Source organism: Pseudomonas sp. MWU12-2345, assembly GCF_023242385.1.
Lineage (GTDB): Bacteria > Pseudomonadota > Gammaproteobacteria > Pseudomonadales > Pseudomonadaceae > Aquipseudomonas > Aquipseudomonas gingeri_D.
Genome location: NZ_JALLJA010000006.1, coordinates 66,588 through 79,633, shown reverse-complemented (window position 1 = coordinate 79,633; position 13,046 = coordinate 66,588). Strand labels below are relative to the sequence as shown.

The following is a 13,046-nucleotide window of genomic DNA, read 5'->3' as shown; positions in this document are numbered from 1 at the left end:
TCGAGTCTAGATCAAGCGTGGCAGTATACGCGGGCTATCCCCGTAGTTCATCCTCGAACCTTATCCTCGATGACGAGTCGAACCGACACTCTGTAGATAATGGCGTGATAATGCTGCGATTGATTTTGATGACCCTGGCCCTGTTCAGCGGTTTTGCCCAAGCCTCCGTGCTGCTACAACAACCGATCACCCTGGACACCGGCAGCGGCGAGCTGTTCGGCTCGTTGCTGCTGCCGCGCTCCGACGCACCGGTACCCGTGGTGTTGATCGTGTCCGGCTCAGGTCCCACCGATCGCGATGGCAACAATCCCGATGGCGGTCGCACCGACAGCCTCAAGCGCCTGGCCGGGGTACTGGCCAGTCACAATATTGCCAGCGTGCGCTTCGACAAGCGTGGCGTGGCCGCCAGCCTGGCTGCCGCACCCGACGAGCGAACCCTGAGTATCGAGGGATATACGGCGGATGTGGTGGCCTGGGGCGAGAAGCTCAAGGCCGACCCGCGTTTCGGGCCACTGATCCTGCTCGGCCACAGCGAGGGCGCATTGATCGCCACCCTGGCGGCGCCCAAGCTGGACGTCGCGGCGCTGATCAGCGTCGCCGGCAGCGGCCGCCCGGTCGACAGCGTGGTCCGCCAGCAACTGGCCAATAACCTGCCGCCGGCCTTGATGTTGCGGGCCAACGCTCTGCTCGACAGCCTCAAGGCCGGGCACCTGGACAACGATATCCCCGCGCCGCTGATGCCGATTTTCCGTCCCAGCGTCCAGCCCTACCTGATCAGCCTGTTTCGCCAGGACCCGGCGGCGGCTTTCGCCCGCCTGAAGATACCCGCACTGATCGTCCAGGGCCGCAACGACATCCAGGTCGGCGTCGGCGATGCCGAGGCGCTCAAGGCCGCCAAGCCGGACGCGCAGCTGGCGCTGATTGACGGCATGAACCATGTGCTGCGTATCGTCCCCGAAGATATCAAGAGCCAGCTGGCCTCCTACAAGGACCCGCAACTGCCTCTGGCCGCCGAACTGGGCAGCCGGATCCTGGCCTTTATCGACGGGCTGCCGCATCACTGAGGCCCGGCTTGAGGGCGTCAAAAGCTTCGCGGGCAAGCCCAGCTCCTACAGTTCAGTGTCGTGTGTAAAATTTGTGTTCGACACTGGACTGTAGGAGCTGGGCTTGCCCGCGAAGAGGCCCTCAAGACCGCTACAGGACCGGTGCCAGGCCCAAGGGCACTTTCTGCTCCAGTCCTGCCAAAAACGGCCGATAAGTCATTGCCGGTACCGATATTGTGACCGGCAAGCTGGATACGGACAGGATCTTGCCGAATGACTGAACCCCAAGCCTCAACCGAAAACACCGCCGAAGCCGCCGAGGCCCCGCCCGTGGAGCTGCCGTGGGCGGACGTCCAGGCCGAGCATTTCAAGCTGCTGCGCCTGGCGCCCCTGCCCACCGAGCGCAGCACCGGCGCCCGCCCCCTGCGGTTTGTCCAGTTCGGCTACGCCGAGCGCCATAGCAAGGAACGCAGCCTGCTGCGCCTGGAGATCCAGCTGCCGGGACAACGGGTGCGCAAGGAACAGAACCACCTGGACGTGTGGGTCGACCACAGCACCAAGCGCGTGCATTTCGGACCGGAAAGCGGCTTGCAGGTAGAGCCGATGAATCGCGGTATCGGACGTTTCCTGGCCGCCCAGGCGGCGATCTGGGCCCAGAAGAAAGGCTCACATTACGTGGTCGATGGCGCCACCCTGCAAAACAAGGACGCCTTGAACGAAGACACCCGCCTGCGCCGCGATCACTTCCTGAAAGTCCAGGGTTACGAAGTCGAATACGCGGATGCCCCCCTGCACCTCAAGGGCAGCTACAAGGACGTGCGGGTCGGCGACCTGCGCACGGCGTGGAACACCGAAAAACTGCAATTCGTCGAAATACTCGAAGCGGCGCAGATGCTGCAGACCGCCGAACAGAACCTGCTGGAACAGGAAGTGAAGCTGCGCCAGCAGGAAGAACGCGTGAGCAAATTCAAGCGTGAAGACACCGGCCTGCGCTTCACCATCACCTGCCTGGTGGCCTTTGCGATGTTCCAGGCCGGCTTGCTGATCTGGATCGCGACCCGTCACTGAACCTTGTGGCGCCCATCCAAGGGCGCCAGGGTCAGGCCAACGACGAAGGCTTCAACCCCGATGCAACTTGCTCATCAGCTCCGCCTCGGCCTGGGTCAGGCCGCAGGACTGCGTCAATTCATCAACGCTGGCCCCCATCCCCACCAGCCGTGCCGCCTGGGCGAAGGACAGGCTCGACGGATCACGCTGCTCCAGTTGGGCAAGCTTTTCCGGTAGCGGCGCGACGACGGCCCGCAGCTCGTGCAGGTCCTCGCCCATGCGCACGGTGCCGTTCTGGAAGTTATCCACGCGCCGCGCCAGCTCCTTGATGCGCTGGTCCCGCAACGCATCGCCCTCGGCCTGCTGCCCGGCAATCAGACGCTGGTTGCGGGCATAGACCACAAACATCCCTACGGTCCCGGCCCACAACAGGGACAGGAGAATAACGGCGACCTCAAGAATCAATCAGATGCTCTCCAGCTCGGACCATTCTTCTTCGCTCATCATTTTGTCCAGCTCAACCAGAATCAGCAGTTCGTTGTTCTTGTTGCACACGCCCTGGATGAACTTGGCCGATTCGTCGTTACCCACGTTCGGCGCGGTTTCGACTTCCGACTGACGCAGATAGACCACTTCGGCCACGCTGTCGACCATGATACCGACCACTTGCTTGTCGGCCTCGATGATCACGATACGGGTGTTGTCGTTCACTTCGGTCGGCATCAGGCCAAAACGCTGGCGGGTGTCGATCACGGTGACCACGTTGCCGCGCAGGTTGATGATCCCCAGCACGTAGCTCGGTGCACCCGGTACCGGGGCGATCTCGGTGTAGCGCAGGACTTCCTGGACGCGCATCACGTTGATCCCATAGGACTCGTTATCCAGCTTGAAGGTTACCCATTGCAGGATCGGATCTTCGGAACTCTGTGCGGACGACGACTTATTCATACCCCTGACCCTCAATGACCGTTGATACGGTGTGTGCTCTGGCAAGCCTCGCGGGGGGACCGCTAGGACGCCGTTATTTGTTCGTTGGTTTGCTGGCTGGTTTACCGGCCGGCTTGTTCGTTTGCAGATGTTTCACCGCACCGCTGGCGATCAGTTCAGCCAGTTCGGAGACGTCGAGTAACGCACACATGTGTTCGATGACCGTGCCGGCCAGCCACGGCCGCTGTCCACGATGGGTACGCCATTTGATTTCGTTGGGGTCCAGGCGCAGGGAACGGCTGACCTGATGCACCGCCAGCCCCCATTCGTAGCCCTGGACCGAGATCACATATTGCAGCCCCTGGCGGAAATCGTCGCGATAACGGTCCGGCATCACCCAGCGCGCGGTATCCAGCACTTTCAGGTTGCCGGCCTGGCTCGGCAGGATCCCGAGGAACCATTCCGGCTGTCCGAACAATGGCGTCAGCTCGTGCCCCGCCAGCGAATAGATCGACCCCAGGCACACCAGCGGCACCGCCAGGGTCAGCCCGGCGACGTCGAACAGCAGGCATTCGAAAGGCTCGGCCGCCCAATGGGGACGCTCGTCGCCCTGCATCGGTGGCGGCGGGATATTCGCCGCGGGCGGCAGATGCACCTCGACCACCGGCTCCACCACCACGGGCGCGACCGGCACAACCTGCGGTATCGCCACCGGCGCTTCCAACACCACTGGCACTGGCGCAGGCGCCGTCACCACGGGTGCGGCAACCACGGCTTGCGCGGCCAGGGCATCGCGGGCCTGCTCTTCGAGCACGGCGGCCTGGAACTCGTCCAGCTCGCTGGCCACGCTCGTCTCTACCAGCAGCGGTACCGCGACCGGCACCTCGACGGCGATTTCCACCGGCAACTCTTCGGTCGCCTCCTGCAGCAGTGCATCCAGATAGGATTGCAGCGCCACTTGCGGCCGTGTGGTGATTTCGACAGGACGGATCATGTGCATGCCCATGGAGATGTCCCGTTACAGTAACCTGTAAAGGGTATCGGCTGGACAGGCAGATGACTTGAGGACTGGGACACGTCAGGCCACCTGCGGAATGAGTTGTTGGGTCAGCAAGTGCTTGAGCAAGGCCCGATAGGCCAGCACGCCCCGGCTCTTGCCGTCGAACTGCGACGGTGTGACACCCGCCCGGCTGGCATCGCGCAGGCGCGTGTCGACCGGAATGTAGCCTTCCCAGATGGTCTCCGGGAACTTGTCGCGCAGGACCCGCAGAGTCCCCATGGACGCCTGGGTCCGGCGATCGAACAATGTCGGTACGATGGTGTAGGGCAAGGCCTGCTTGCGTGAACGGTTGATCATCGCCAGGGTGTTGACCATCCGTTCCAGTCCCTTGACCGCCAGATGTTCGGTCTGTACCGGCACCACCAGTTGCTGGCTCGCCGCCAAGGCGTTGACCATCAATACACCCAGCAGCGGCGGGCTGTCGATCACCGCGTAATCGAAGTCCTGCCACAGCTGCGCCAGACTCTTGGCGATCACCAGGCCCAGGCCGCTCTGGCCCGGCGACAAGCGCTCAAGGGTCGCCAGGGCGGTGCTGGAGGGCAATAGGGAAATCCGCTCGTCGCTGGTGGACAGCAGCAATTGCCCGGGCAAGCCCACAGGAACCGTGCCCCGGTGCTGGAACAGGTCGAAGGTGCTGTGTTCCAGGGTATCGGGGTCATAACCGAAATAGCTGGTCATCGAGCCGTGGGGGTCGAGGTCGACCACGACCACGCGCTTGCCCGCCTCGGCCAGCAATCCGGCTAAAGCGATGGAGGAAGTGGTCTTACCGACGCCACCCTTTTGATTGGCTACTGCCCAGACTCTCATTCAGTGTATTCCTCCCGCCCGGCGTCAAGCCGGCCGAGAAATAGCGCCAAGTTATAGAGCAGGTGCCGGAGATTTGACGGCCTTCTCGCGTACCGCTTGCTTTATCGCTGGCGGTGCAGTTTGTGTGCCAGCACGCTTCAAGGCCGCGTCCGGTGTTGCATTGGCCGTGCCGGTACCGGTCAGGCTGCGGCGTACGTCGAGATTACGCGACACCACCAGCACCACCCGCCGGTTGCGCGCCCGGCCTTCGGCGGTGGCATTGTTGGCCACCGGCTGGAACTCGCCATACCCCACCGATGCCAGCCGGCCGGGGTTGACCCCGTCCATGGCCATCATCCGCACGATACTCGCCGAACGGGCCGAGGACAGCTCCCAGTTGGTGGGATATTGCGCGGTACGGATCGGCTGGTCGTCGGTAAAGCCTTCGACGTGGATCGGGTTGTCGAAGGGTTTGAGGATCTTCGCCACCTTCTCGATGATGTTGAACGCCATGTCACTGGGCATTGCATCGCCGCTGCCGAACAGCAGGCTGGAGTTGAGTTCGATCTCGACCCACAGTTCGTTGCCGCGCACGGTCATCTGGTTGGAACTGATCAGGTCGCCGAACGCCGCGCTGATATCGTCGGCGATGCTCTTGAGCGGGTCCTTGGCCCCCTGGCCGATGGCGGCATCGGTCTGATCGACATCCTTGATCAGCGGGTCGGCCGGCTTGACCGTGACCGGGCGCTCGTCACCGATGGGAATCGGCTTGAGGCTGCGGTCGGCGTCGTTGAAGACCCCGACCAGCGCCTGGGAGATCACCTTGTACTTGCCTTCGTTGATCGAGGAAATCGAGTACATGACCACGAAAAAGGCGAACAGCAGCGTGATGAAGTCAGCGTAGGAAACCAACCAGCGCTCGTGATTCACATGCTCTTCGTGTTGGCGACGTCTGGCCATGTCTACTCCATCACTCCATGAAGCCTTGCAGCTTCAATTCAATGGAGCGCGGGTTCTCGCCCTCGGCAATCGACAGGATGCCCTCGAGGAGCATTTCCCGATAACGCGACTGGCGAAAGGCAATCGACTTGAGCTTGCTGGCCACCGGCAGCAGTATCAGGTTGGCACTGGCCACGCCGTAGATGGTCGCGACAAAGGCCACGGCAATCCCGCTACCCAGTTGCGAGGGGTCGCCGAGGTTGCCCATCACGTGAATCAAGCCCATCACCGCACCGATGATACCGATGGTCGGCGCATAGCCGCCCATGCTTTCGAAGACCTTGGCGGCCTCGATATCACGGCTTTCCTGGGTGTAGAAGTCCACTTCGAGGATGCTGCGGATGGCTTCCGGCTCGGCACCGTCGACCAGCAGTTGCAGGCCCTTGCGCGAGTAGGTGTCGGGCTCGGCCTCGGCGATGCTTTCCAGGCCCAACAGGCCTTCCTTGCGCGCCGTCAGACTCCAGTTGACCACGCGCTCGACGCCGGCAGGCAGATCGATACGCGGTGGAAAGAGGATCCAGATGAGAATCTGCATGGCGCGCTTGAACGCGCTCATCGGCGATTGCAGCAAGGCCGCGCCGATGGTCCCGCCCAGCACGATCAAGGCGGCCGGACCGTTGGCCAGGGCCCCCAGGTGACCACCTTCGAGGAAGTTGCCGCCGATGATGGCGACAAACGCCAGAATCATCCCGATAAGGCTCAACACATCCATCAGAGACAAGCCTCGACCAGGTGCTTGCCGATTTCATCGAGGCTGTACACCGCATCGGCCAGCTCAGCCTTGACGATGGCCATGGGCATGCCGTAGATCACGCAACTGGCTTCGTCCTGGGCCCAGATGGCACTGCCGCCCTGCTTGAGCAGGCGCGCGCCTTCACGACCATCGGCACCCATGCCGGTGAGGACCACCGCCAGAACTTTGTCACCGTAGGACTTGGCCGCGGAACCGAAGGTGATATCCACACAAGGCTTGTAGTTCAGACGCTCATCGCCTGGCAGGATTTTCACCGCGCCACGCCCGTCGATCATCATCTGCTTGCCGCCCGGAGCGAGCAGGGCCAGCCCGGGACGCAGGATGTCGCCATCCTCGGCTTCCTTGACGCTGATCTGGCAAAGCTTGTCCAGACGTTCGGCAAAAGCCTTGGTGAAGGCCGCCGGCATATGCTGGATCAACACGATGGGCGCCGGGAAGCTGGCCGGCAACTGGGTCAGGACCCGCTGCAGGGCTACCGGACCACCGGTGGAGGTACCGATGGCAACCAGCTTGTAGGCCTTGCGCTTCGGCGCGCCGGAGGTCGAGACCGCGGCGTGTGCGGGCGCCGGAGCGCGACTGGCCACCGGGGTGGTGCGCACGGGTGCCGGAGCCGGGCTGCCGTAGCTGCTGGACGCCGGTGTCGGCGTAGGGGCCGGAGACGGCGCGGCAGCAGGCACACTGCTGAAGCGGCGGTTACTGCGCGAGATGCTGTGAACCTTCTCGCACAGCAGCTGCTTGACCTTCTCCGGGTTGCGCGAGATATCTTCGAAATTCTTCGGCAGGAAGTCCACGGCCCCGGCGTCCAGCGCATCGAGGGTGACCCGGGCGCCTTCGTGGGTGAGGGACGAGAACATCAGCACCGGCGTCGGGCAGCGCTGCATGATATGCCGCACCGCCGTGATGCCGTCCATCATCGGCATCTCGTAGTCCATGGTAATCACGTCCGGCTTGAGGGCCAGGGCCTGATCGATGGCTTCTTTACCGTTGGTCGCCGTACCGACGACCTGAATGCTTGGATCCGCCGAAAGAATTTCCGAGACGCGGCGGCGGAAAAACCCCGAATCATCCACCACCAGGACCTTGACTACCATAAACACTCCGTTAGGCACGGCGGCGGGCTTAAGCCCAGCCGCCGGGCCAGAATCAAATACGCCGTGCGGCGTAACGCTTGAGCATGCTCGGCACGTCGAGAATCAGGGCAATGCGACCGTCACCGGTAATGGTGGCGCCCGACATGCCCGGGGTCCCTTGCAGCATCTTGCCCAGCGGTTTGATGACCACTTCTTCCTGGCCGACCAACTGATCGACGACAAAGCCGATCCGCTGGGTGCCCACCGAAAGGATCACCACATGGCCTTCGCGCTGCTCCTCATGAGCGGCCGAACTGACCAGCCAGCGCTTGAGGTAGAACAGCGGCAGGGCCTTGTCGCGGACGATCACCACTTCCTGGCCGTCGACCACATTGGTGCGCGACAGGTCGAGGTGGAAGATCTCGTTGACGTTGACCAGCGGGAAGGCAAAAGCCTGGTTGCCGAGCATGACCATCAGGGTCGGCATGATCGCCAGGGTCAACGGGACCTTGATGACGATCTTCGAACCCTTGCCCTTGGTCGAGTAGATGTTGATGGTACCGTTGAGCTGGGCGATCTTGGTTTTCACCACGTCCATGCCCACGCCACGCCCTGACACGTCGGAAATCTCGGTCTTGGTCGAGAAGCCCGGGGCGAAGATCAGGTTGAAGCAGTCGGTCTCGCTCAGGCGATCGGCCGCATCCTTGTCCATCAGGCCCTTCTTCACCGCGATACTGCGCAGCACGTCGGCGTCCATGCCCTTGCCGTCATCGGAGATCGACAGCAGGATGTGGTCGCCTTCCTGCTCGGCGGAGAGGATGACCCGACCGCTGCGGGACTTGCCCATGGCTTCGCGGTCGGCCGGTTCTTCGATACCGTGGTCGACCGAGTTGCGCACCAAGTGGACCAGCGGGTCGGCCAGGGCCTCCACCAGGTTCTTGTCGAGGTCGGTCTCTTCGCCCACCAGTTCCAGGTTGATCTCTTTCTTCAACTGCCGGGCCAGGTCGCGAACCAGGCGCGGGAAGCGGCCGAAGACTTTCTTGATCGGCTGCATGCGGGTTTTCATCACCGCGGTCTGCAGGTCGGCGGTCACCACGTCGAGGTTGGACACGGCCTTGGACATGGCTTCATCGCCGCTGTTCAAGCCCAGGCGCACCAGGCGGTTACGCACCAGCACCAGTTCGCCGACCATGTTCATGATCTCGTCCAGGCGCGCGGTATCGACCCGCACGGTGGTTTCCGCTTCGCTGGCGGCCGGCTTGTCGCCGGCCGCAGCGGCAGGCGCCGGGGCACGGGCCGGAGCCGGCGCGGCGGCGGCAGGTGCCGGTGCGGCCTTGGCCGGTGCTGGCGTCGCTGCGACCGGCGCTGGCGCCTTGGCAACCGGTGCAGGTGCGGCGGCAGCCGGTTTGGTCGCGGCCGGCGTGGCCACCGCCGTGGTCGCGGCCACTTCGGTGAACTTGCCCTTGCCATGCAGCTCGTCGAGCAGCGATTCGAATTCCTGGTCGGTGATCAGGTCGCCGCTTGCAGCGCCGGTTTTCTCGGCCGCCTGAGCCGCAGCCGGAGTGGTATCGAGCGCCTCGACCTTGAACGAACCCTTGCCATGCAACTGGTCGAGCAAGGCTTCGAATTCGTCGTCGGTGATATCGCTACTTTTTTCAGCCCCACCGCTGGCCGCCGCCGGTGCTGCCGGCGGAGTGGGCGCCGCCACGGCATCCGGCGCGAACTGGCCCTTGCCGTGCAACTGGTCGAGCAGGGATTCGAACTCGGCGTCGGTGATCTCATCGCCACCGGCCTCGCCTTGTACCGCAGCCACCGCTTTGGGCGCCTCGGCTTCGGCCTTGACGCTGTTCAGGGAGTCGAGCAGCATTTCGAATTCGTTATCGGTGATGTCGCCGGATTCGCTTTCAGCGACCGGTTCCGGCTCCGCCACTTCGGCCACTGGCGCGGCCACTTCCTCGGCACCCGCCGGTTCCGCCAGGCGCGCCAAGGCCGCCAGCAGCTCCGGGGTGGCCGCAGTGATCGGGCCACGTTCACGGACTTCGCTGAACATGCCGTTCACCGCATCCAGCGCTTCCAGGACCACGTCCATCAGCTCCGAGTCGACGCGTCGCTCCCCCTTGCGCAGGATGTCGAACACGTTCTCGGCGATGTGACAGCACTCCACCAGCTCGTTGAGCTGGAGGAAGCCGGCGCCCCCTTTTACAGTGTGAAAACCGCGAAAGATTGCATTGAGCAGATCCGCATCATCTGGCCGGCTTTCCAGCTCGACCAGTTGTTCGGACAGTTGCTCCAGAATCTCGCCGGCCTCAACCAGAAAATCCTGAAGGATCTCTTCATCGGCGCCGAAGCTCATGTGTTTGGGTGCTCCTAGAATCCAAGACTGGAAAGCAAATCGTCGACATCGTCCTGACCGGACATAACGTCTTCACGTTTATCGGCATGAATCTGCGGACCTTCACCCTGGGCCATCTGTTTTTGTGGGTCTTTTTCGGCAAGAAGCGCATCGCGGTCATGTTCGATACCGGCAAAGCGGTCGACCTGACTGGCCATCAGCACCAATTTGAGCAGATTGCTTTCCACTTCGGTGACCATCTGGGTCACGCGCTTGATCACCTGGCCGGTAAGGTCCTGGTAATCCTGGGCCAGCAGAATATCGTTCAGTTCGCTCGAAACAGCGCGGGTTTCCTGCTCGCTGCGGGACAGGAACGTCTCGACCCGCCGCGCCAGCTCGCGAAACTCCTGGGCACCGACTTCGCGCCGCATGAAACGGCCCCAGTCGGCGCCCAGGGCCTTGGCCTCGACGTTCAGGCCAGTGATCCTCGGGGTCGCACTCTCCACCAGGTCCATGGTGCGATTGGCCGCCGCTTCGGTCAGCCTGACCACATAGGACAGGCGCTCGGTGGCGTCGGTGATCTGCGACACTTCCTCGGCCTGCGGCATATGCGGGTCGATCTGGAAGTTGACAATGGCGCTGTGCAATTCGCGGGTGAGCTTGCCGACTTCCAGGTACAGGCCACGGTCACGGGTCTGATTCAGCTCATGGATCATTTGCACCGCGTCGCCAAACCGGCCTTTTTCAAGGCTGTCGACCAGCTCGCGGGCGTGTTTTTTCAGGGTTAGTTCAAAATCACCCAGTGAAGATTCGTTGTGCTCCATAGCGCCCCCGTGGTGGACTTCATCAACCGATGCGTTCGAAGATCTTCTCGATCTTCTCTTTCAACGCCTGGGCCGTGAATGGTTTGACCACATAGCCGTTTACACCGGCCTGGGCAGCTTCGATGATCTGCTCGCGCTTGGCTTCAGCGGTCACCATCAGCACCGGCAGGTGCTTGAGCTTTTCATCGGCGCGCACGTGGCGCAGCAGATCGATACCGGTCATGCCGGGCATGTTCCAGTCGGTGACCAGAAAGTCGATGCTACCGCTGTTGAGGACGGGAATCGCGGTAGTACCGTCGTCCGCCTCAACCGTGTTGGTGAACCCGAGGTCACGCAACAGGTTCTTGATGATCCGCCGCATCGTTGAAAAATCATCAACGATGAGGATTTTCATGTTCTTGTCCAATTCGACCTCCAAGCAGTCTTAAACGCGTACAGCACCTGGACGCGCTGTTCAATCAATTCGGCACAGCACTCAACGACTGCATGGAAACGCCATCCGGCCGAGTCACCCGCAAGGCGTCAAACGCCCTGCCGGTCTCGTTCGCAGTGTTCCCACACTGCCCTCAGCGCGCTCGCCACTCCCCCAAACGCCCCCGCAAACGGGCCGCGCACTGGCTGTGTAACTGGCTGACTCGCGACTCGCTGACCCCCAGCACCTCACCAATTTCCTTGAGGTTCAGCTCCTCGTCGTAGTACAGCGCCAAGACCAGTCGCTCACGCTCCGGCAAATTGGCAATCGCATCCGCCAGCGCTGCCTGGAAGCGTTCATCCTCCAGGTCGCGCGACGGCTCGAGATGAGCACTTGCGCCGTCCTCGTGCAGCCCTTCATGGTCGCCGTCCTGCAACAGGTCGTCGAAACTGAACAGGCGGCTGCCCAAGGTATCGTTCAAAATCCCGTAATAATCGTCGAGACTCAATTGGAGTTCGGCTGCAACCTCGTGATCTTTAGCGTCACGGCCGGTTTTTGCTTCAATTGCGCGAATTGCGTCACTGACCATACGGGTATTGCGGTGTACCGAACGTGGTGCCCAGTCGCCCTTGCGCACTTCATCGAGCATCGCGCCGCGGATACGAATGCCGGCATAGGTCTCGAAACTGGCCCCCTTGCTCGCGTCGTACTTGGTCGAGACTTCCAGCAGCCCGATCATCCCGGCCTGGATCAGATCCTCGACCTGGACACTGGCCGGCAACCGCGCCAGCAGGTGGTAAGCGATACGTTTGACCAACGGTGCGTAACGTTCAATCAATTCATATTGGCTGTCACGCGACGACTTGGAATACATGCGATAGCCACTGGCAGTCATAGCACCGGTCCCGCACTCGTTTGATGCACCAGACGCTCGACGAAAAACTCCAGGTGCCCCCGTGGATTGGCGGGAAGCGGCCAGGTGTCGACCTTCTGAGCGATAGCCTTGAACGCCAAGGCACATTTCGAACGAGGGAATGCCTCGTAGACCGCACGCTGCTTTTGCACGGCCTTGCGCACACACTCGTCATAGGGAACGGCGCCGACGTATTGTAAGGCCACGTCCAGGAAACGATCCGTGACCTTGGTCAACTTGGCGAACAGGTTGCGGCCTTCCTGCGGGCTCTGGGCCATGTTGGCCAGCACGCGGAAGCGGTTCATGCCGTAGTCGCGGTTGAGCAACTTGATCAAGGCGTAGGCATCGGTGATCGACGTCGGCTCGTCGCAGACCACCAGCAGCACTTCCTGGGCCGCGCGGACGAAGCTGACCACCGACTCACCAATGCCCGCGGCGGTGTCGATCACCAGCACGTCGAGGTTGTCGCCGATATCGCTGAATGCCTGGATCAGGCCGGCATGCTGCGCCGGGCTCAGGTGCACCATGCTCTGGGTCCCCGAGGCCGCCGGCACGATACGAATCCCGCCCGGGCCTTGCAACAGCACATCGCGCAGCTCACAGCGGCCTTCGACCACGTCGGCCAGGGTACGTTTGGGTGTCAGGCCCAGCAGGACGTCGACATTCGCCAGCCCCAGATCCGCATCCAGCAGCATGACGCGCCGGCCAAGCTCAGCCAGGGCCAGGGATAAATTCACTGACACGTTGGTCTTCCCGACGCCACCTTTGCCGCCGGTCACCGCGATCACCTGTACGGGATGCATGCTGCCCATGTTCTCTTCTTACCTTGTCTTGCTTAGACGGAAGGCCACATAACTGGCTGCGCGTTCACTTGTCGGA

Annotated in this window: 14 protein-coding genes; 2 read left to right on the top strand and 12 right to left on the bottom strand. The window is 62.4% G+C overall.

The window, feature by feature from the left end:
* Nucleotides 1–62 precede the first annotated feature (62 nt).
* Together M5C71_RS14215 and M5C71_RS14210 are read left to right on the top strand one after the other, a co-directional pair.
* Nucleotides 63–1,064 (top strand): alpha/beta fold hydrolase, encoded by a 1,002-nt coding sequence (locus M5C71_RS14215; protein WP_248768152.1) that lies wholly within the window; start codon nucleotides 63–65, stop codon nucleotides 1,062–1,064.
* A gap of 252 nt (nucleotides 1,065–1,316) precedes the next feature.
* Nucleotides 1,317–2,111, top strand: a complete 795-nt coding sequence (locus M5C71_RS14210; protein ID WP_103495935.1) for a hypothetical protein — start codon at nucleotides 1,317–1,319, stop codon at nucleotides 2,109–2,111.
* A gap of 51 nt (nucleotides 2,112–2,162) precedes the next feature.
* Here M5C71_RS14210 and M5C71_RS14205 read toward each other — a convergent pair whose 3' ends face one another.
* From M5C71_RS14205 to fleN, 12 genes are all read right to left on the bottom strand, one after another.
* Nucleotides 2,163–2,555 carry a DUF2802 domain-containing protein gene (locus M5C71_RS14205; RefSeq protein WP_248744709.1) on the bottom strand — a complete coding sequence of 131 codons (393 nt, stop codon included), beginning with the start codon at nucleotides 2,553–2,555 and terminating at the stop codon, nucleotides 2,163–2,165.
* Nucleotides 2,556–3,038, bottom strand: a complete 483-nt coding sequence (locus tag M5C71_RS14200; protein WP_040069887.1) for a chemotaxis protein CheW — start codon at nucleotides 3,036–3,038, stop codon at nucleotides 2,556–2,558.
* A gap of 73 nt (nucleotides 3,039–3,111) precedes the next feature.
* The gene (locus M5C71_RS14195) at nucleotides 3,112–4,011 is read right to left on the bottom strand and encodes a CheW domain-containing protein (RefSeq protein ID WP_103495995.1); all 900 of its coding nucleotides are present in this window, start codon (nucleotides 4,009–4,011) and stop codon (nucleotides 3,112–3,114) included.
* An 84-nt stretch (nucleotides 4,012–4,095) separates the two neighbouring features.
* Complete coding sequence (locus M5C71_RS14190; RefSeq protein ID WP_103495936.1) at nucleotides 4,096–4,884, bottom strand: ParA family protein; 789 nt, start codon at nucleotides 4,882–4,884, stop codon at nucleotides 4,096–4,098.
* A 51-nt stretch (nucleotides 4,885–4,935) separates the two neighbouring features.
* The gene (motD, locus tag M5C71_RS14185; RefSeq protein ID WP_103495937.1) at nucleotides 4,936–5,823 is read right to left on the bottom strand and encodes a flagellar motor protein MotD; all 888 of its coding nucleotides are present in this window, start codon (nucleotides 5,821–5,823) and stop codon (nucleotides 4,936–4,938) included.
* A gap of 10 nt (nucleotides 5,824–5,833) precedes the next feature.
* Nucleotides 5,834–6,574, bottom strand: coding sequence for a flagellar motor protein (locus M5C71_RS14180; protein ID WP_103495938.1), 741 nt, complete (start codon nucleotides 6,572–6,574; stop codon nucleotides 5,834–5,836).
* Nucleotides 6,574–7,707: a chemotaxis response regulator protein-glutamate methylesterase gene (locus tag M5C71_RS14175; RefSeq protein WP_103495939.1), complete on the bottom strand. Its 1,134-nt coding sequence runs from the start codon at nucleotides 7,705–7,707 to the stop codon at nucleotides 6,574–6,576. The genes M5C71_RS14180 and M5C71_RS14175 overlap by 1 nt, the downstream gene beginning before the upstream one ends.
* A gap of 52 nt (nucleotides 7,708–7,759) precedes the next feature.
* Nucleotides 7,760–10,039 (bottom strand): chemotaxis protein CheA, encoded by a 2,280-nt coding sequence (locus M5C71_RS14170; protein ID WP_103495940.1) that lies wholly within the window; start codon nucleotides 10,037–10,039, stop codon nucleotides 7,760–7,762.
* A 14-nt stretch (nucleotides 10,040–10,053) separates the two neighbouring features.
* A complete protein-coding gene (locus M5C71_RS14165; RefSeq protein ID WP_103495941.1) occupies nucleotides 10,054–10,842 on the bottom strand; it encodes a protein phosphatase CheZ in 789 nt (262 codons plus the stop codon).
* 22 nt (nucleotides 10,843–10,864) lie between these two features.
* On the bottom strand, nucleotides 10,865–11,236 hold the full coding sequence (locus M5C71_RS14160; protein WP_003183998.1) for a chemotaxis response regulator CheY: 372 nt from the start codon (nucleotides 11,234–11,236) through the stop codon (nucleotides 10,865–10,867).
* A gap of 172 nt (nucleotides 11,237–11,408) precedes the next feature.
* A complete protein-coding gene (gene fliA, locus M5C71_RS14155) occupies nucleotides 11,409–12,149 on the bottom strand; it encodes an RNA polymerase sigma factor FliA (protein WP_103495942.1) in 741 nt (246 codons plus the stop codon).
* Nucleotides 12,146–12,979, bottom strand: a complete 834-nt coding sequence (gene fleN, locus M5C71_RS14150) for a flagellar synthesis regulator FleN (RefSeq protein WP_040069867.1) — start codon at nucleotides 12,977–12,979, stop codon at nucleotides 12,146–12,148. The genes fliA and fleN overlap by 4 nt, the downstream gene beginning before the upstream one ends.
* Between the last annotated feature and the right edge of the window lie 67 nt (nucleotides 12,980–13,046).